This is a genomic window from Streptomyces sp. NPDC042364 (assembly GCF_056437585.1).
The window spans coordinates 373,503-391,193 of record NZ_JBWKAJ010000007.1; the positions used below are offsets into that span (position 1 = coordinate 373,503).

Here is a 17,691-nt window from a genome sequence, read left to right on the forward strand (position 1 = left end):
GGAGACAGTGTTCGACTTTCTTGAAGGCTACGACCTGCTAGGGGCGTTCTGGACGACGGTTCAGCTCACCGTCTACTCAGCCCTCGGCTCCCTCATCTGGGGCACTCTGCTGGCCGCCATGCGGGTCAGCCCGGTCCCCCTGATGCGCGGATTCGGTACCACCTACGTGAACGTGGTCCGGAACATCCCCCTGACGATCATCATCGTCTTCACCTCGCTGGGCCTCTACTCGACGCTGGGCATCAACCTCGGCGCCGACAGGTTCGAGGGAATCAACTTCCGGCTTGCCGTACTCGGCCTGGCCGCCTACACCTCGGCGTTCGTCTGCGAGGCACTGCGGTCCGGTATCAACACCGTGCCGGTCGGCCAGGCCGAGGCAGCCCGTGCCATCGGACTGAACTTCACCCAGGTGCTGAGCCTGGTGATCCTTCCCCAGGCTTTCCGCTCTGTCGTCGGACCGCTCGCGAACGTCCTGATCGCGCTGACCAAGAACACCACGGTCGCCGCTGCGATCGGCGTGACCGAGGCGGCACTGCTGATGAAGGAGATGATTGAGAACGAGGCCCAGCTCCTCCTCATCTCCGCCGTCTTCGCGTTCGGGTTCTGCTGCCTCACCCTCCCGACCGGTCTGATCCTCGGCTGGGTGAGCAAGAAGGTGGCGGTGAAGCGATGAGTCAGGTCTTGTACGACGTGCCCGGGCCTCGGGCCAGGCGTCGGAACGCCATCTTCTCGGCACTGTTCCTGGTCGTCCTCGCCGCCGCTTTGTGGTGGGTCTACGTCAAGCTGGATGAGAAGAACCAGCTCGACTGGGCGAAGTGGTCACCCTTCTTCACGGACTCGCGGACGTGGACGACGTACATCCTGCCGGGCCTGGAGAACACCCTCATCGCGGCCGCCCTCGCCATGGTGCTGGCTCTGCCGCTCGGAGCGCTCTTCGGTATTTTGCGACTCTCCGACCACCGGTGGGTGCGGTGGCCGTCAGGTGCCGTGGTGGAGTTCTTCCGCGCGATCCCGGTACTGATCCTGATGATCTTCGCCAACCAGGTGTACTCCGAGTACACGGACATCAGTACGGACGACCGTCCGCTGTACGCGGTCGTCACCGGTCTGGTCCTGTACAACGCCTCGGTTCTCGCGGAGATCGTGCGGGCCGGCATCCTGTCCCTGCCTAAGGGCCAGTCGGAAGCCGCTATGGCCATCGGCCTGCGCAAGAACCAGAGCATGCGCTTCGTCCTGCTGCCACAGTCGATCACGGCGATGCTGCCCGCGATCGTCAGCCAGTTGGTCGTCATCGTGAAGGACACCGCGCTCGGCGGTGCGCTGCTCAACTTCCCAGACTTGCTCGCGGCGGTTCGCCCGATGAGCTCGTTCTACGGCGCAAACACGATCGCCAGCTTCACAGTCGTAGCCCTCATCTTTGTCGCGATCAACTTTGCCCTCACCACCTTCGCAAGCTGGCTGGAGGGTCGACTGAGGCGGGGCAAGAAGTCGACCGGAGCGGTCCTCCCGGCTGCGGCGGTCGGCGGCACGACGGCCACCGGTGGGGAAGGCGGCGGCGTACCCGGCCTCGGCACCTACATCGACAAGAAGGACACCTAACGATTGATCAGGTGACATCCGCCGACGATGTCCCCCGAACCAGTCCCCGGAGGGCAGTGGCATGATCGCCACTGCCCTCCGTCACATGACGGAAGCACCGGCAATCGGTTGCATACGAGCTGCGGTTATGCATGTTGTCGAACCACCGCTGAGCACCGGAGCGGCGGTCGCGGCCCCCGTTTCGCACCGGGCCCGCAGCGCCGGTCGCGTGGCAGACCTGCCTGGCAAGAGGAGCGGCGGCAGCTCGGCTACGTGCTGGCGGTCTCAAGCGCCCACCGCGTCCCGACCCCGGCGGAACCCCCGCGCGCCGACCACCTGGCCCGGAAGATCCCGAAGCGGGCCTGGCAGAAGCCGTCCGCCGGACGCGGCGCGAAGGGCCACCACTGGCGACTGGGCCAAGCTCGCCACCGCTCCCGACGTGGCCGGCCATCAGCATCTACTCATCAGCCGCAACCGGCGCAACCGGCGAACTCGCTTACTACCGCTGCTACTCGCCCCGCCCGGTGCAGCTGTCCACCCTGGCCCGCGTCGCCGGAAGCCGCTGGAGGGGAAAGAGACGTTCCTATGCACTGGGTCCATCTGCGGACTACGAACCCAATTGCGTCGACGTTCTCCACGGTAAAGCTACGGACCAAGGTCACCGGCGGGTCCGGAAGCCCGGCCGCTGCCCTCAATGCCCCCGACCGTAGCAGCGAGAGCACCTGGCTACGTGGCTGTGACAACCCCGACCAGTAAGATCGCGATCTACGGCTGGAGTACCAAGGCTCCGTTGACACGGAAACGGTTCAGGCGGTGCCCCCCGAGCCCATGAACACTCCAGGACTCCTGCATAACCCGGCACTCTGCCTTGCCAACCTCATCGTCATGACGCCGCGTACAGCCGGAGAGCGGCTCGCCTTCGCCACTGGCCTCCGTCACTTGACGCAAGCACCGGCAATGGGTTGCATACGTTCTGTGATCGTGCACCCTGTTCCGACTTCTTGTTCACCTACGTCCGCCAGGACGCCGCTGCGGGCAGGGGGCGCCGCGCCGTGGACCCGGTGATCATTGTCGGGGCGGGGCCCGTGGGGCTTGCGCTCGCGCTGGCGTTGGCGCGTCAGGAGGTGCCGTCCGTGGTCCTCGACGAGGGGCCGGGGAAGGACGAGCAGCGGCTCGCGCGGACGGTCGTGCTGCAGGAGGACACGGCCGCCCTGCTGGAACGATTGGCCGGCGCCCCGCTCACGGAAGGGGGATGTCGCTGGACCGGATGGCGGTCGATGCGGCGCAGGCAGACGGTGTGTCAGGTCCGGTTCGGGGCGGTCGATCCCGACGCGGCTGGCGACTTCGTCCGGGAAGGGGCGGGGGGCTCCCGCAGCGGCGCCGAGGACGCGGTCGAGGGCTCCGCCGGACTCCCCCCGCTCCACATCCCGCAGCACGTCCTGACCACGGCCCTGCGCGACGCCATCGCCGGGGAACGGCTCGTCGAGGTCGCCGTGGAGAGCCGCGTGGATGCCATCGAGCAGGAGGCGTCCGGGGTCACGGCCCACACCCGCGGCCCCAAGAGCACCTGGTGGCGGGGCAGTTACCTGGTGGGGTGCGACGGGCCGCGTTCCACCGTGCGCAAGCTCCAGGACATCCGCTTTCCGGGCCGTACGGCCGTGGAGCGACACGCCGTGGCCGCCCTCCGCGTCGATCTGCCGTGGCCGGGCGAAGCGTTGCTGCACCGAATGCCGCCGTGGCGGACAACGGGTCCTTCCGGCGGTGAGGTGGCCGCCCGGCCGCTCGACGACGGGGTCTGGCGCCTGGACTGGCTGCTGCCGCCGGGCAAGGACCTCGTCACCCCCGAGCTCCTGGTGACGCGCGTCCGGGAGACCCTCGCGGGCTGGTCGGGGGGCTCCACACCGCCGTACGACCTGTTGGACACGGGTGTGCACACCGTGCACCACCGGCTTGCCCGGCGGTGGCGGGTCGGCCGTGTCTTCCTCGCCGGGGACGCCGCCCATCTGCTCGGCGCGCTCGGTACCCAGGGCCTGGACGAAGGGCTGCGCGACGCCGACAACCTCGCCTGGAAACTGGCGCTGGCCTGGCACCACGGCCGGCACGAGGCGCTGCTCGACAGCTACCAGGCGGAACGCCGTGCGGTCGTCGCCGCCCGGCTGCGCGCCGCCGACCAGGCGCTGCCCCTGCTGCGCGGCGCCAAGGGGCTGCGGTCGTACGTCCCCGGTTCCGGCCGGGGCCACGACGCGCTGCTCGCGGACGGGCATCTGGGGCGTGGCCCGTTGGGCGCGCCCGGTGCGTACACCGACTCGCCGCTCATGGCCCCGCGCGCCGCCTCCGAGGCACCGATCGACACACTGCCGGGCGCCCAGGTCGTCGACGTGCAGGTGACTGCCGAGGACGGCACCTTCGTGCCGTTGCGGGACCGGCTCGGGCGGGGGGCGCTGTTGGTGGTGCTGGTCGCGCCGGGTACCGGTGTGTGGGAGCGAAAGCACTGGGTGAGCGCCGGGATCATGCCCCGGCTCGCGGCGGCCGTGTCCGCCCTGCCGCACTCCGCGGAGCTGCTGGTCGCCGAGAGCTACCCTGGCGCGGCCGCCCACACCGTGCTCCTGGTACGGCCCGACGGCCACCTTGTCACCGCGCTGAGCGGGGTGCGCCCGGCCGACCTCTACGCGGCGGCGGAGGCGGCCCTGGGCGGGGCGAAGCAGCAGCCCGAGACCACGGAGGCGACCGCGGCTTCGCGCTGAGCCACTGTGCCGCCACGGGCTCTTGGCCGGCCACTCCTCGGGAGGACCGTCACTGTGTGTCCGCAGTGTGACGGTGGGTTGACCGGCCCGGGCCGTCGTGGTGTACTCCGGTCCGTGACAGACACCTCTACGCGCCTGTGGCGGAGGGTCCACATGGACCTCGTCCGCTACGCGGGCTGCGTGTGTCGTCCGTTCTGCTGATTCGCATCTCTCTTTTCCGCGCACGCCGCCGACCCCCGGTGCTGCCGCGCGCTCCCGCGAACCCTGTCAGGACGGTCCCCGTGTCTGTGTCCCCCGCTGTCCCTTCCTCCTCGGCCGCCTCGGCCCCGGCTTCCCCGGCTCCCCCGTCTTCCGCACCCACGCAGTACGAGCTCCTCGACTTCGCACGCCGGACGGCTGCCGACGCCGAGTTGATCGCCTCGCTTCCGCTCGACCCCGAAGGGCGCACCTGGGTGCGGCTCGAAGGGCCGGGCGGCAGCGAGGCCTGGCTCATCGGCTGGCCGCCCGGAACCGGCACCGGCTGGCACGACCACGCCGACTCGGTGGGCGCGTTCGTCACCGCCGCGGGTGAGCTGAGGGAGTACTCCCTCGCCGCCCGGCTGCCGACCGAGGGCTGGAAGACCCTCGAACTCGCTGAAGACGTCGACCGCGAACGCCGTCTGCCCGGCGGGACGGGCCGTTCCTTCGGCCGCCACCATGTGCACGAGGTTCTCAACGAGTCCGCCGAGGAACACGCCATCTCGGTGCACGCCTACTATCCGCCCCTGCCCCGTATCCGCCGCTACAGCCGCACGGGGCGGGTACTGCGCCTCGAGCACGTCGAACGCCCGGAGGACTGGCAGTGAGCACCCACTCGAACGGACGCTGAGCGAGCGCTGAGCACCCGTCGCTCAGTACGCCTCCTCCAGCCCCTCCGTGTCCTCCCCCTCCTCCTCCAGTGCCTGCCGGACCACGCGGAGGGCCATGCCCTCGGGGTAGCCCTTGCGGGCGAGCATGCCCGCAAGGCGGCGGAGGCGTTTGTCACGGTCGAGGCCTCGGGTGGAGCGCAGCTTGCGGGCCACGAGCTCGCGCGCGGTGGCCTCCTCCTGGTCGGAGTCGAGCTGGGCGACGGCCTCGTCGATGAGCGCCGAGTCGACGCCCTTGGTGCGCAGTTCCCGGGCGAGGGCCCGCCGGGCCAGGCCCCGGCCGTGGTGGCGGGACTCCACCCAGGCATCCGCGAACGCGCTGTCGTTGATCAGCCCGACCTCCTCGAACCGCGACAGCACCTCGTCCGCCACGTCGTCGGGGATCTCACGCTTGCGCAGGGCGTCGGCGAGTTGCTTGCGGGTCCGCGGGGTCCCGGTGAGCAGGCGCAGGCAGATCGCCCGTGCCCGCTCAGCCGGGTCCCCTGAGGACTCCCCTTTCTCGGCCCTCGACGAGAAAGACGAGCCCCCGTCCTGTGGCCCCCCGTCGTCATATGGGTCCCCGGCCAGCTCCCCGAAGCCGCCCCGTCGCCCCCCGCGGCTCCGCCGGCCACGTGTCTCGCCTCGTGGGGAGCCGCCACCGAGGCGACGGCCGCCGCGCGGCGAACCGTCACCGGAGGGCCGGTTCTCCTCCGGTCGACCGGCCGCATCCCCGGCGTCGGCGGATGGTTCGCCCTCGTAGGGATCGGTGGCCGGTTCGTTGTCGTACGGTCCGAACCCCTCTGCGCCGAGCCCCCCGCTACCCCCGCGCTCCCGGCTCCCAGGGGCACTCGGGTATGCGTACTCACCCCAGTCCGTTCTGCGTGTCACGGACTAGCTCTTGGCCGCCGCGGCCTTGGTCTTGGCGGTCTTGGCAGCGGGGGCCGGCACCGTCTTCGCGTCGTCGGCGGGGGCGGCGGGGGCGGCGACGTCCGCGCCCGGTTCGGCGGTGGGCTCCTCGGGCCGTACGCCGACGCCCAGCTTCTCCTTGATCTTCTTCTCGATCTCGTTGGCGAGGTCGGGGTTGTCCTTGAGGAAGTTGCGGGCGTTCTCCTTGCCCTGGCCGAGCTGGTCGCCCTCGTACGTGTACCAGGCGCCGGCCTTGCGGACGAAGCCGTGCTCCACGCCCATGTCGATCAGGCCGCCCTCGCGGCTGATGCCCTGGCCGTAGAGGATGTCGAACTCGGCCTGCTTGAAGGGCGGCGCGACCTTGTTCTTGACGACCTTGCAGCGGGTGCGGTTGCCGACCGCCTCGGTGCCGTCCTTCAGGGTCTCGATGCGACGGATGTCGATACGCACCGAGGCGTAGAACTTCAGCGCGCGGCCACCGGTCGTGGTCTCCGGCGAGCCGAACATCACACCGATCTTCTCGCGGAGCTGGTTGATGAAGATGGCGGTGGTCTTGGACTGGTTGAGCGCGCTGGTGATCTTCCGCAGGGCCTGGCTCATCAGGCGGGCCTGCAGACCCACGTGGCTGTCGCCCATCTCGCCCTCGATCTCCGCGCGCGGGACGAGCGCGGCGACGGAGTCGATGACGATGAGGTCGAGGGCACCGGAGCGGACCAGCATGTCCACGATCTCCAGGGCCTGCTCGCCGTTGTCCGGCTGCGACAGGATCAGGTTGTCGATGTCGACGCCGAGCTTCTTCGCGTACTCGGGGTCGAGGGCGTGCTCGGCGTCCACGAACGCGACCTGGCCGCCGGCCTTCTGCGCGTTCGCCACCGCGTGGAGGGTCAGGGTCGTCTTGCCGGAGGACTCGGGGCCGTAGATCTCCACCACTCGGCCACGCGGCAGGCCACCGACACCGAGGGCCACGTCCAGCGCGGTCGACCCGGTCGGGATGACCTCGATGGGCTCCTTCGACCGCTCCCCCATGCGCATGACCGCGCCCTTGCCGAATTGTCGTTCAATCTGCGCGAGTGCGGCGTCGAGCGCCTTCTCGCGGTCGGTTCCTGCCATGGGTTCCACCCGATTTGCTTGAGTCGATCGCTTCACGTGAAAGACGCTAGCGCCTGCCACTGACAATGGGCCCCGACGCCCGCCCGGCCTGTGGATAACTCGGGTACTTCTCCACAAAAGCCCTGTCGAACTCCCCGTCGAGAGGCTCACCGGAGCCTCCATAAGAATGGATGTTCGATTTTGCTGTCAAGCGACACCCCGCGGGCTCCGGGACTTCCGGAAGGCGGGCTTCAGTTCTCCGACGACAGCCGGGGGCCGGCGCTCACCAACGGGCCCGCCGTGGTTGCGGAGCGGGGGAGGCAGGCGTCAGCGGTCCTGCGGAGCGTCGCCGTCCTCGGGCCCGGCATTCCCCCCGGGGCCCGCATCCCGTCGCGGCTCCTGCGAACCGTTCTCCCTCTCCGCGGCGTCGTCCGGCTTCCTGCCCCACCTGTGCTCCAGCCGCTCTCGCACGCGCATGAGGACGTCGCCGCCCGGACCGTCCTCGTCCCGTGCCGCGTGCGGCCGGCTGCGGAGGCGGGCGAGGAGGTTGCCGGAACCGCGCCTGCGGTGGCCGTGGACGCGGGGGTCGTCCGTGACGTCGTACCGCTTCACATACGCCCCGAGGAAGGCCTGGAGGGTGGCGATGGCGGGGATGGCGATGAGCGCGCCGACGGCGCCGAGGAGGGCGGTGCCGGCGACGACCGACCCGAAGGCGACGGCCGGGTGGATGTCCACGGTCCTGGCGGTCAGCTTGGGCTGCAGCACGTAGTTCTCGAACTGCTGGTAGATGACCACGAAGACGAGGACCCACAGCGCGTACCAGGGGTTCACCGTGAAGGCGATCAGCATCGGCAGGGCGCCCGCGAGGTAGGTGCCGATGGTGGGGATGAACTGGGAGACCAGGCCGACCCAGACCGCGAGGGCGGGGGCGTACGGCACGTTCAGGTACTCCAGCAGGACGTAGTGGGCTATGCCCGAGATCATGGCCATCAGGCCGCGGGAGTACAGGTAGCCGCCGGTCTTGTCGACGGCGATCTCCCACGCTCGCAGCACCTCGGCCTGCTTGGCGGGTGGCAGCACGGAGCACAGCGCGCGCCGCAGCCGGGGCCCGTCGGCGGCGAAGTAGAACGAGAACAGGCCGATCGTCAGCAGTTGGAAGAGGCCGCCCAGGACCTGCGCCGAGACGTCCAGGACGCCGGTGGCGCTGTTCTGGACGTACCTCTTCAGCCAGTCGGAGCGGAGCAGTCCCTCCTGGATGTCGACGCGTCTGAGTTCGGTGTGGAAGGTGGTGTTGATCCAGCTGATGACCGAGTCGAGGTACGCCGGGAAGTCCTCGACCATCTTGATGATCTGCCCGGCGAGCATCGAGCCGAGGAGCGTGACGAAGCCGGCGACCGCGATCAGCGTGAACAGGAAGACCAGGAAGGTGGCGAAGCCCCTGCGCAGCCCCTTCGAGGCCATCCAGCTCACCGCGGGCTCGATCGCGAGCGCCAGGAAGAACGCGATGAGGATGTTGACCAACAGCCCGATGAGCTGGTGGAACATCCAGCTGCCCAGTTGGAAGACGGCGACCAGCGAGAGCGCGAGCACCATGGCGCGCGGCAGCCAGCGCGGCATGCCCGAACTGGACGGGGTGCCGACCGGGGGCCCGGTCGGCGGCGCCGTACCGGAGGGGGATGCCTGGGGCTCGACCTGCGCGGTCTCGTCTGAGGGGGCCACGGAGCAAGTTTCGCCCACACCACCGACAATCAGTCCCCGCCCCCCGCACCTACCGGTCCCGCAGGCACCGGCCGACCGACGGGTGCGGGCGTTTTCAGCGGTTTTCGGCTGGAACGCCCATCGTCGCGCACACCACGCGCCACACGTCCCTGGCCTCCCAGCCGGCGTCCAGCGCCTCGCGCACCGTCCGTCCGCCGAGTTCGGACATCACATGATCGCGCGCGAAGGTTTCGGCGTACCCCTCACCGAAGTGCTCCGCCATCCGCTGCCAGAAGACCGTCAACCGCATGACTCCAGTATCCCGCCCCAGGGGGTGGGCGCGGCCGGGACGGCTTGTCGATACCGCTTTCCGTCCTACGGTCTGACCCATGTCCGAAAACGGAGCATTCCCACGCCCCTCATCTCCCCCGGCGCACAACACCCCGCTCGCGCGCGCCGAGCAGTTCGTCTGGCTGACCGCGCGGGTCCTGGAGCAGCGCCGCTTCGCGTACCACTTCCTGGACGGGAGCGCCGATGCGGTGGAGGACGCGCTGGCCGCCTACCGCACCGCCGACGAGGGGTACGGGCACGCGCTCGAACCGGATCTGCGCGGGCCGGTGAGCCAGCCGCTGCACGTGGGGCACGCGTTACGGGTCCTGGACTCGATCGGGCGGTGTGCCGGGCAACGGGTGGAACGCGTGTGCCGCTATCTGACGTCGGTGTCGAACCCGGACGGGGCCCTGCCCGCCGTGCGCCCCTGCCAGCGCGGCTTTCCGGCGGCGCCTTTCGTGCCGATCGTCGACGACCCGCCCAGTGAGCTGCTGGCCACCGGGCCCGTGGTGGGGCTGTTGCACCGCAACCAGGTGTGGCACGCGTGGTTGTTCCGGGCGACCGACTTCTGCTGGCACGTGGTCGAGTCCCTGGAGAAGTCGCACCCGTACGAGGTCCAGGCCGCCGTGGCGTTCCTGGACTCCGTGCCCGACCGCCCGCGTGCGCAGGCGGCCGCCGACCGGCTCGGCCGGCTGGTGCGCGAACACCGGCTGGCGGCGCTGGATCCCGAGCGGCTGGAGGAGCATCCGGTGGCGTCCGGTTATGCCCCGGGTGAGCACCACTTCGCGTTCGACTTCGCGCGTGCGCCGGAGTCGCTGGCGCGCGCATGGTTCACGGACGAGGAGATGGCCCGTGCACTCGACTTCCTGGAGAGCGAGCAGCAGGACGACGGCGGCTGGCCGGTCCGCTGGCGCCAGTGGGCGCCGGGAACCGCCCTGGAGAGCCGGCCGATCGTGACGATCGAGGCGCTGCGCACCCTGCGGGCGTACGGGCGGTCGATCGGCTGATGGAGGCCCGTGCCGCCCGGCTTCCACCTCCATGTGAGCGCGCGCGGCCGCGTCAGCCCGTGATCGCCCGTACCCCGGCCGTCACGATCACCGCCGCGGCGACGACGAGCAGGAAGGGGGCGCGCAGGAGCAGCGCGACGGCGGCTGCGGCGACTCCTGCGGCCCTCGCGTCCAGCACGAGCACACGTCCGTCGGCGAAGGTCTGCTGGGCTGTGAGGGCGGCGAGCAGCGCGACGGGGAGCAGGGCGGCGAGGCGTTGGACGAGGGGGCGTTCCAGGACGCCCTCGGGGACCAGCAGACCGATGAGTTTGACGGCGTAGCAGCCGACGGCGGTCACGGCGATCGCGATCCAGACGTTCACCGGTTCTCCCCCCACGGGCCGTGCTGCGGGTCGTTCTCGATGCCGTCCTCCGGGGCGCGCCGCGGGTCGTGCCCAGGGCCGACCCGTGGGGCGCGCACCGGGCCGCTCTCAGGGGCGTTCTGCCGGTCGTTCTGCAGGTCGCCGGCCTTGCGGCGCCCTTCCGCCCAGAGGACGACCGGGGCGGCCGCCGCGGCCACCAGCACCGGCACTCCGGCGGGCAGTACGGGCAGCAGGCCGAGCCCCAAGAGGGCCGCGACACCGGCCACGGCCCGCTCCCTGGCGGTCTTGAGCATCGGCGCGAGAAGCGCCAGGAAGACGGCGGGCCCGGCCGCGTCCAGTCCCCACGCCTCGGTGTCACCGATGGCTTCGGCGCCGAGCGCGCCGAGGAGCGTGGTGAGGTTCCACAGCAGATACAGGCTGAGGCCGGTGACGGTGAAGCCGATCCGGGCGGCGCGGCGCGTGGGCTGGGCGAGCGCGACGACCGTGGTTTCGTCGATGACCCATTGCGCGGCGAACGGCCGTACCGCGCCCCGGAGTGCCAGCAGCTGTGACAGACGCAGCCCGTAGAACGCGTTGCGCACCCCCAGGAAGAAGGCCCCGGCCGCCGCCGTGAACGGGTTGCCGCCGGCCGCGAGCGCGCCCACCAGGGCGAACTGGGAGGCCCCGGTGAACACGAGGAGACTCAGCGCACAGGTCTGCGGCAGGCTGAGCCCGCTGCCGGCCGAGGTCACTCCGAAAGCGAATCCGGACAGCCCGACGGCGACCCCGACCCCCAGGGCGTCCCGGACGACGGCCCGGTCGGGCTTGGCGCTCCCCTTGTCCTGTATGTCTGCGAAAGCTGTCTGTTCTGCCACGCCTCGGACGATAGGGGCGACGGCCGCTAGGAATCTTGTACGTTCTTGCGCTCGCGTGCGTCGCCCTCGGAGCCCCCGTCGCTGCCGTCACTCCTGCCGCGCTCGCCGCTGCCGCCGCGCTCGCCCGCATGCTCCTTGCCGCCCTTGAGTCCCGGCAGGTCGTGGGAGCCGCCTCTGCGTTCCCGCTGGTACGCGCCCGGGGGTACGCCCACGATCCGGCTGAAGTGGCGGTTGAGGTGCGGCTGGTCCGTGAAGCCGACGGCGACGGCGGCCTCGGCGGGAGCGGTACCCGCGTCGAGCAGGACCCTGGCCCGGCGGACGCGCGCATCGGTCAGCCAGGTGTGCGGAGGCATGCCGTAGGCGTTGCGGAAGGCCCGCAGAAGAGCGAAGGGGCTGGTACCGAGTTCGGCGGCGAGTCGCTCCAGGGTGGGCGGATCGGCCATCCGCTCCTGGAGCACCGCACGCGCGCGTGCCGCTACCGCGGCTCCGGCCGCGCGGGCGGTCCGGCGGGGCAGCGGACCTCCGTTGAGATGCAGCAGCCGGGTCACGGCCACCCGGAGCAGGGTGTCGGCGGCGAGCGCGTTGCCCTCATCGGCCGCCCGCAGGACCTGGTGGACCAGAGCGACGGCGTGGGGATCGAAGAGCACGGGGCTGGTGAAGCCGGGGGTGCCGCGGATCGTGGTGGTCTCGGCGGCGATCTCGGCCACGACGTCCGGGGACGGGTAGACGGCGCCGTATCGCCAGCCCTCGGGCCCGCCCGCGCGACCCGTGTGCGGGGTGTCGGGGTTGACCAGGGCGAGGGTGCCCGCGCCCGCGTACTGGTCGGCGCCGCCGTGGTGGAAGACCTCGACCCCGTCGGCGATGGCGGCGATCACGAAGTTCTCGTGGGTGTGCCGGACGAACCTCTTCTCGATGTATCTGGCCCGCAGCAGGTCGACACCGGGCAGTTCCGCGTACTGCCAGTGCCGTGCACGCTCCGCCGAACCCGTCATCTCTCCATTCTGCGTCGTGCGCCGGACGCCCCTCGTCGGCATGCGCAGGTCAGGGCCGGTGGCACGTGACCCGCTCGCGGGGAGAGCCGTGCGGCCCGCCGCCACGGGCCGGCGGGGGGCACGGTCGGCCGACGTCTTCCAAAGGACACCAACCACGTCGTTCACCCCCATTCCCGGCCGACACCCCTCGCCCCCTCCACCGGGCCGTCTTTTCGCAGGTCAGGGTCATTGTCAGTGGGCGGGTGCAGGATGGGGGCATGGTCAGCTCCGCAGATCGGGCCCTCGACGGCTTCTCCCCCGCGACCCGCGGCTGGTTCACGGGGGCCTTCTCCGCGCCCACCGCGGCCCAGGCCGGGGCGTGGCGTGCGATCGGCGCGGGCTCGGACGTGCTGGTGGTGGCCCCGACCGGATCCGGCAAGACCCTGGCGGCGTTCCTGGCCGCGTTGGACCAGCTGACGTCGACCCCGCCCCCCGCGGACCCCAGGAAGCGCTGCCGGGTGCTGTACGTGTCACCGCTGAAGGCCCTGGCGGTGGACGTGGAGCGGAACCTGCGCAGTCCGCTGACCGGTATCCGCCAGGAATCCGTGCGTCTGGGCCTGCCCGAGCCCGAGGTCAAGGTGGGTATCCGCTCGGGCGACACCCCGGCCGCAGAGCGCCGTGCCCTGGCCACCCGTCCGCCCGACATCCTGATCACCACCCCCGAGTCGCTGTTCCTCATGCTGACGTCGGCCACCCGCGACGCGCTGACGGGCGTGGAGACGGTGATCCTCGACGAGGTGCACGCGGTCGCGGGCACCAAGCGCGGCGCGCATCTCGCGCTCTCCCTGGAGCGGCTCGACGAGTTGCTGCCGAAGCCCGCGCGCCGTATCGGCCTGTCCGCGACCGTGCGTCCCGTGGACGAGGTGGCGCGCTATCTCTCCCCGCGCCGCAGGGTGGAGATCGTCCAGCCCCCGTCCGGCAAGGAGTTCGACCTCTCCGTGGTCGTCCCGGTGGAGGATCTGGGCGAGCTGGGCGGCTCCCCGGTCGCCGACGGCAACGAGGGGGCGGAACGCCCGTCGATCTGGCCCCATGTCGAGGAGCGGATCGCCGACCTGGTCCAGGCACACCGCTCCACGATCGTGTTCGCCAACTCCCGCCGCCTCGCGGAGCGCTTGTGCAACCGGCTCAACGAGATCGCGTACGAGCGGGCCACCGGCGAGTCCTTGGAGGAACACCACGCGCCTGCCGAGCTGATGGGCGGCTCGGGTGCGGCCCAGGGAGCGCCCCCGGTCCTGGCCCGGGCGCACCACGGCTCGGTCTCCAAGGAGCAGCGTGCCCTGGTCGAGGAGGACCTCAAGGCGGGCCGGCTGCCGGCGGTGGTGGCCACGTCCAGTCTCGAACTGGGCATCGACATGGGTGCCGTGGACCTCGTCGTCCAGGTGGAGTCGCCGCCGTCGGTCGCGTCGGGGCTGCAGCGCGTGGGGCGCGCGGGGCACCAGGTGGGAGCGGTCTCCACGGGCGTGGTCTTCCCGAAGTACCGCGGTGACCTGGTGCAGGCGGCCGTCGTCACGGAGCGGATGCGCACCGGTTCCATCGAGTCCCTGAGGATTCCGGGCAATCCCTTGGACGTGCTGGCGCAGCAGCTCGTCGCCATGACGTCGATGGACACCTGGCAGGTCGACGACCTGCTCGCCATGGTCCGGCGGGCCGCGCCCTTCGCATCGCTCCCGGAGTCGGCCTTCACGGCGGTCCTCGACATGCTCGCGGGCCGCTATCCGTCCGACGCCTTCGCGGAGCTGCGCCCGCGCGTGGTGTGGGACCGGCTCACCGGCACCGTCACCGGCCGCCCCGGCGCCCAGCGCCTCGCGGTCACCTCCGGGGGCACCATCCCGGACCGCGGTCTCTTCGGGGTCTTCCTCGCCGGTTCCGACCCCAAGAAGGGCGGCGGCCGGGTCGGGGAGCTGGACGAGGAGATGGTGTACGAGTCGCGTGTCGGGGACGTCTTCACGCTGGGCACCAGCTCGTGGCGGATCGAGGACATCACACGCGACCGGGTTCTGGTCTCCCCCGCACCGGGCGTTCCGGGCCGTCTGCCGTTCTGGAAGGGCGACCAGCTCGGCCGCCCGCTCGAACTGGGCCGCGCGGTGGGCGCGTTCCTGCGCGAGGTGGGCTCGCTGTCCCAGGAGGACGCCCGACTGCGCATGCTGGCCGCCGGTCTCGACGCCTGGGCCGCGGACAACGTCCTGTCCTACCTCGCCGAGCAACGCGAGGCCTGCGGCCATGTCCCGGACGACCGCACGATCGTCGTCGAGCGCTTCCGGGACGAACTGGGCGACTGGCGGGTGGTCGTCCACTCGCCCTTCGGAGCCCAGGTCCACGCCCCGTGGGCACTCGCCCTCGGTGCCCGCCTGTCCGAGCGGTACGGCATGGACGCCCAGGTCATGCACGCCGACGACGGTATCGTGCTGCGGCTGCCGGACGCCGATCTGATGGGCCTTGACCTCCTCGACATGGAGCCCACGAAGGCCGGCACGGAGTACGACTCCGAGCAGGCGCCGATCGGCGCGGCGGACGTCGCCTTCGACAAGGGCGAGGTCGACCAGATCGTCACCGACCAGGTGGGCGGCTCGGCGCTGTTCGCGTCCCGCTTCCGCGAGTGCGCCGCCCGCGCGCTCCTGCTGCCCCGCCGCAACCCCGGCAAGCGCACACCGCTGTGGCAGCAGCGGCAGCGCGCGGCCCAGCTGCTCCAGGTGGCGAGCGAGTTCGGTTCGTTCCCGATCGTCCTGGAGGCGGTCCGCGAATGCCTTCAGGACGTCTTCGACGTGCCCGGCCTCGCCGAGCTGATGGGCGACATCGAGTCCCGCAAGGTCCGCCTCGTCGAGGTCACCACCCCGGAGCCGTCACCGTTCGCCCGCTCACTGCTGTTCGGTTACGTGGCCCAGTTCCTGTACGAGGGCGACTCACCGCTCGCCGAGCGCCGCGCCGCCGCCCTGTCGCTGGATTCCCGTCTGCTCGCGGAGCTGCTGGGCCAGGCGGAGCTGCGCGAGCTGCTCGACGCCGAGGTGCTGGCCGAGCTGGAGCAGGAGCTCCAGTGGCTCACCGAGGACCGACGGGTCAAGGACGCCGAGGGCGTCGCGGACCTGCTCCGGCTGCTCGGTCCGCTCAAGGACACCGAGTTGGCGGAGCGGGGCGCCGATCCGCAGTGGGCCCGGGATCTGGCCGGGACCCGGCGCGCCATCCGGGTCCGGATCGCGGGCACCGACCACTGGGCGGCGATCGAGGACGCCGGCCGGCTTCGCGACGCGCTCGGCACGGCCCTGCCCGTCGGTGTGCCGGAGGCGTTCACCGAGCCGGTCAAGGATCCGCTCGGCGACCTCCTCGCCCGGTACGCGCGCACCCACGGCCCGTTCACCTCCGCGACGGCGGCCGCACGCTTCGGCCTCGGGGTGGCCGTCACCGAGGGCGCCCTGCACCGGCTCGCCGCGAACGGCAGGGTCGTGCAGGGGGAGTTCCACCCGGCGGGCATCGGCCAGGAGTGGTGCGACGCGGCCGTGCTGCGCCGCCTGCGCCGCCGCTCCCTCGCCGCGCTGCGGCACGAGCTGGAGCCGGTGCCGCCCGCCGCGCTCGCCCAGTTCCTGCCCCAGTGGCAGCACGTGGGCGGCGGACACGGGCTGCGCGGCGTCGACGGCCTGGTCCGCGCGATCGAACAGTTGCAGGGCGCCTCCGTGCCCGCATCCGCCCTGGAGAAGCTGGTCCTGCCGTCCCGGGTCACCGGCTACGCCCCTGCGATGCTCGACGAGCTCACGGCCGCCGGAGAGGTCGTGTGGGCGGGCGCCGGCGCCCTGCCCGGCAAGGACGGCTGGGTGTCGCTGTATCTCGCGGACTCGGCCCCGTTGCTCCTCCCCTCCCCGCACCCGCTGGAACTGACCGCGCTCCACCAGTCGGTCCTGGACGCCCTGTCCGGAGGCTACGGTCTGTTCTTCCGCCAAATCGCCGACCAGGTCCGCGCCACGACCCACCCGGACGCCACCGACCCCCAACTGGCCGAGACCATCTGGGACCTGGCCTGGTCGGGCCGTCTCACGAACGACACACTCGCCCCCATGCGCTCCCTGCTCGGCTCGGGCCGCACGGCGGGCTCCACGGCCCACCGCGCCAGACGCGCCGTTCCGCGCGGCCGGTACGGCTCCCTGAGCGCCGCCGCACGCCCCCAGTCCCGTACGGGCCCGCCCACCGTCGCGGGTCGCTGGTCACTGCTCCCCGCCCACGAGCCCGATCCCACCGTCCGCGCTCACGCCCTCGCCCGCACGCTGCTCGACCGGCACGGAGTGGTCACCCGGGGCGCCGTCTCCGCCGAGGGAGTCGAGGGCGGCTTCTCGGCGGCGTACCGCGTCCTGTCCGTCTTCGAGGAGAGCGGCCAGGCCCGCCGCGGCTACGTGGTCGAGGGACTCGGCGCGGCCCAGTTCGCCATGGACGGCGCCGTGGACCGGCTGCGCGCGGTGGCCAACGCCCGTGAAAGGGGCGAGCCCTTCCCGGGCACGGGCCCGAGCAGCCGCGTCCAGGGCCTCGTCCAGGCACCGGGCTCCCCCACCGCGCCGACCGACCCGGGCCTGCCCGACTGGCTCGCCGACGACGCCTTCACCGCCGGCGACGACACCTTCTGGACCGGAACACCCTCCACCGGGACCGCCCCTTCCGACACCGCGCCCCTCCTGCACCCGGCCTCCCGTTACCCGTCGTCCGACGGCCACGCAGGCCATGGCGGCGGCAACAGCGGTCCCGGCGGTTACGACGCCGCCGGATCCCAAGGGCCACAAGGCAGAAACGGCCCCCCGAACCGTGCCCGCGCCACCCCCTCCCCACGGGCCGTGGTACTGGCCGCCGCCGACCCCGCGAACGCCTACGGTGCAGCCCTCTCCTGGCCCGACCCGCCCACCGACGCCGGGCACAAGCCGGGCCGCAAGGCGGGCTCCCTGGTCGTCCTCGTCGACGGCGAACTCACTCTCTACATGGAGCGCGGCGGCAAGACCCTCCTGGCCTGGCCCGCCGACGCGGACACCAGGCCGCCGGACGACCCACGCCTCCGCCCGGCCGCCGAAGCCCTGGCCGCCGCAGCCCGCGCCGGTTCCCTCGGCACGGTCACCGTGGAACGCGTGAACGGCGCCTCCGCCCTCACCTCCCCCTACGGCCCCCTCCTGGAAGGAGCAGGCTTCATCGCGACCCCCCGCGGCCTGCGCATCCGCGCCTGAGCCACCGGCACTGGCACGCC

14 protein-coding genes and 1 pseudogene are annotated in these 17,691 nt (G+C 71.7%); 8 read left to right on the forward strand and 7 right to left on the reverse strand.

Annotated elements, in window-relative coordinates; all coding sequences use genetic code 11:
* The first annotated feature begins 7 nt into the window (after positions 1-7).
* The 6 genes and pseudogenes from AC067N_RS17610 to AC067N_RS17635 all read left to right on the forward strand — a co-directional run bounded on the left by AC067N_RS17610 (position 8) and on the right by AC067N_RS17635 (position 5,167).
* A complete protein-coding gene (locus tag AC067N_RS17610; RefSeq protein ID WP_478679784.1) occupies positions 8-673 on the forward strand; it encodes an amino acid ABC transporter permease in 666 nt (221 codons plus the stop codon).
* On the forward strand, positions 670-1,599 hold the full coding sequence (locus AC067N_RS17615) for an amino acid ABC transporter permease (protein WP_478679785.1): 930 nt from the start codon (positions 670-672) through the stop codon (positions 1,597-1,599). Before AC067N_RS17610 ends, AC067N_RS17615 begins: the two co-directional genes overlap by 4 nt.
* Before the next feature lie 231 nt (positions 1,600-1,830).
* A pseudogene (locus AC067N_RS17620) lies at positions 1,831-2,147 on the forward strand (IS701 family transposase); the annotation flags it as partial.
* A 483-nt stretch (positions 2,148-2,630) separates the two neighbouring features.
* Complete coding sequence (locus AC067N_RS17625) at positions 2,631-4,322, forward strand: FAD-dependent monooxygenase (RefSeq protein ID WP_478679810.1); 1,692 nt, start codon at positions 2,631-2,633, stop codon at positions 4,320-4,322.
* Between the two features lie 114 nt (positions 4,323-4,436).
* Positions 4,437-4,523, forward strand: a complete 87-nt coding sequence (locus tag AC067N_RS17630; protein ID WP_478679811.1) for a putative leader peptide — start codon at positions 4,437-4,439, stop codon at positions 4,521-4,523.
* A gap of 80 nt (positions 4,524-4,603) precedes the next feature.
* The gene (locus AC067N_RS17635; protein ID WP_478679786.1) at positions 4,604-5,167 is read left to right on the forward strand and encodes a cupin domain-containing protein; all 564 of its coding nucleotides are present in this window, start codon (positions 4,604-4,606) and stop codon (positions 5,165-5,167) included.
* A gap of 45 nt (positions 5,168-5,212) precedes the next feature.
* On the opposite strand, the gene recX is transcribed toward AC067N_RS17635, so the two are convergent.
* The 4 genes from recX to AC067N_RS17655 form a co-directional block, all read right to left on the reverse strand.
* Positions 5,213-6,094, reverse strand: coding sequence for a recombination regulator RecX (gene recX, locus AC067N_RS17640; RefSeq protein ID WP_478679787.1), 882 nt, complete (start codon positions 6,092-6,094; stop codon positions 5,213-5,215).
* A 3-nt stretch (positions 6,095-6,097) separates the two neighbouring features.
* The gene (gene recA, locus AC067N_RS17645; protein WP_478679788.1) at positions 6,098-7,222 is read right to left on the reverse strand and encodes a recombinase RecA; all 1,125 of its coding nucleotides are present in this window, start codon (positions 7,220-7,222) and stop codon (positions 6,098-6,100) included.
* Positions 7,223-7,528: 306 nt separating this feature from the next.
* A complete protein-coding gene (locus AC067N_RS17650) occupies positions 7,529-8,818 on the reverse strand; it encodes an AI-2E family transporter (RefSeq protein ID WP_478679812.1) in 1,290 nt (429 codons plus the stop codon).
* Between the two features lie 196 nt (positions 8,819-9,014).
* Positions 9,015-9,209, reverse strand: a complete 195-nt coding sequence (locus AC067N_RS17655) for a DUF3046 domain-containing protein (RefSeq protein ID WP_478679789.1) — start codon at positions 9,207-9,209, stop codon at positions 9,015-9,017.
* Positions 9,210-9,288: 79 nt separating this feature from the next.
* Between AC067N_RS17655 and AC067N_RS17660 the strand changes: the two genes are divergently transcribed.
* A complete protein-coding gene (locus AC067N_RS17660; RefSeq protein ID WP_478679790.1) occupies positions 9,289-10,236 on the forward strand; it encodes a hypothetical protein in 948 nt (315 codons plus the stop codon).
* 52 nt (positions 10,237-10,288) lie between these two features.
* Here AC067N_RS17660 and AC067N_RS17665 read toward each other — a convergent pair whose 3' ends face one another.
* Genes AC067N_RS17665 through AC067N_RS17675 form a run of 3 tightly spaced genes read right to left on the reverse strand, consistent with a single transcriptional unit; the run spans position 10,289 to position 12,443 of the window.
* Positions 10,289-10,597, reverse strand: coding sequence for an AzlD domain-containing protein (locus AC067N_RS17665; protein ID WP_478679791.1), 309 nt, complete (start codon positions 10,595-10,597; stop codon positions 10,289-10,291).
* Positions 10,594-11,451 carry an AzlC family ABC transporter permease gene (locus AC067N_RS17670; RefSeq protein ID WP_478679792.1) on the reverse strand — a complete coding sequence of 286 codons (858 nt, stop codon included), beginning with the start codon at positions 11,449-11,451 and terminating at the stop codon, positions 10,594-10,596. The genes AC067N_RS17665 and AC067N_RS17670 overlap by 4 nt, the downstream gene beginning before the upstream one ends.
* Before the next feature lie 26 nt (positions 11,452-11,477).
* Positions 11,478-12,443, reverse strand: coding sequence for an AraC family transcriptional regulator (locus AC067N_RS17675; RefSeq protein WP_478679793.1), 966 nt, complete (start codon positions 12,441-12,443; stop codon positions 11,478-11,480).
* Between the two features lie 257 nt (positions 12,444-12,700).
* On the opposite strand from AC067N_RS17675, the gene AC067N_RS17680 reads away from it, so the two are divergent.
* Entirely contained in the window at positions 12,701-17,671 is a 4,971-nt protein-coding gene (locus tag AC067N_RS17680; protein ID WP_478679794.1) for an ATP-dependent helicase, read from the forward strand.
* Positions 17,672-17,691: the final 20 nt, after the last annotated feature.

What these genes read in the sequence shown, in the direction of transcription:
- AC067N_RS17655 (WP_478679789.1), bottom strand. Translation starts at nt 9,209, where the DNA reads ATGCGGTTGACGGTCTTCTGGCAGCGGATGGCGGAGCACTTCGGTGAG.
- AC067N_RS17660 (WP_478679790.1), top strand. Translation starts at nt 9,289, where the DNA reads ATGTCCGAAAACGGAGCATTCCCACGCCCCTCATCTCCCCCGGCGCAC.
- AC067N_RS17650 (WP_478679812.1), bottom strand. Translation starts at nt 8,818, where the DNA reads ATGCCGCGCTGGCTGCCGCGCGCCATGGTGCTCGCGCTCTCGCTGGTC.
- AC067N_RS17675 (WP_478679793.1), bottom strand. Translation starts at nt 12,443, where the DNA reads ATGACGGGTTCGGCGGAGCGTGCACGGCACTGGCAGTACGCGGAACTG.
- AC067N_RS17680 (WP_478679794.1), top strand. Translation starts at nt 12,701, where the DNA reads ATGGTCAGCTCCGCAGATCGGGCCCTCGACGGCTTCTCCCCCGCGACC.
- recA (WP_478679788.1), bottom strand. Translation starts at nt 7,222, where the DNA reads ATGGCAGGAACCGACCGCGAGAAGGCGCTCGACGCCGCACTCGCGCAG.
- AC067N_RS17615 (WP_478679785.1), top strand. Translation starts at nt 670, where the DNA reads ATGAGTCAGGTCTTGTACGACGTGCCCGGGCCTCGGGCCAGGCGTCGG.